Here is a 1,068-nt window from a genome sequence, read left to right on the forward strand (position 1 = left end):
GCATAACAAACGACTATGGCGTCAATGATTAATTTTTGGCTACATTTTCATCCCACATGGCGCCATCTCTCAGCATCGAGTTAAGGGTCACAACCATCTTTCTTACACATGCGATTATTGCGACTTTCTTAGGCTTTCCGGCTGCTAGAAGTCGAGCATAAGTGGCTTTAAATATAGGGTTACATTGCATGGCTGACATCATCGCCATGTATAAAACGGTTCGCACTTGGGAGCGACCACCTTGTATTACACGCTTACCTTTGTAGCGTCCACTTTCACGTGTGATTGGAGCGACACCTATCAGTGATGCTGCTTGTTTATTCGTGATGTAGCCAAGTTCAGGTACGTTGCTAATTATTGACGCAGCGGCAATGTTTCCTATTCCTGGGACGCTCTGCAATATTGTGTTTTTAGCCTGATATTCAGGGCTATCTTCAATGAGCTTAACGAGCTTTTCTTCTAACTTGGTGATTTGATTTTTTATCGTGGTTAGCATTGGTTTGATAGTCGAGTGAAGAGAAGCTGGGAGTATCTGGATTCGGTTCTTTTCCATGGTTTGCATGGATAACAACTGGTTTCGGCGTATAACTAAGTCACTCATTAAACGTATGTTTTTAGGTTTGATGATAGTAAGAGCTGGTTTGATTGCTTCACCATAGTGAGCGATCAACTCCGCATCTAAACGATCATTTTTGGCTCTGCGGCCAATAGCACCAGCGAATCGTTTTATGTGGACAGGGTTTGCTCTAACAATGGGTAGTTGAGCTTCAGCACAAGCTAGAACAAAAGGCATTTCTAGTCGGCCTGTTGCTTCTATAACGATGCGTTCAGGGTTATGACTTTTTATCGTTTTGAGTGCTTTTTTGATGCCTTTGTCATTGTTCTCCACTGAGAAGAATAGGTCTAGCGGCCTGATATGGATGTCTAATTGTGTTTTGCCCGTATCAACTCCAACGTTGATGCTTTGATTGATTTTGGTATTCATAATAAGCTAACTCATGCTTGCGTAATGCGGGTTCGAGACCCAGTCGACTATTCGAGGTTTATGCTTGAAGTCCTATGTAGCGT

General features: G+C 42.7%; 1 protein-coding gene. It reads right to left on the bottom strand.

The features are described from left to right. Positions 1-28 precede the first annotated feature (28 nt). Positions 29-985 carry an IS110 family transposase gene (locus tag KI743_RS23565; protein ID WP_285468492.1) on the bottom strand — a complete coding sequence of 319 codons (957 nt, stop codon included), beginning with the start codon at positions 983-985 and terminating at the stop codon, positions 29-31. Positions 986-1,068 lie beyond the last annotated feature (83 nt).

This window comes from Vibrio sp. D420a (genome assembly GCF_030248625.1).
Classification (GTDB): domain Bacteria; phylum Pseudomonadota; class Gammaproteobacteria; order Enterobacterales; family Vibrionaceae; genus Vibrio; species Vibrio fortis_A.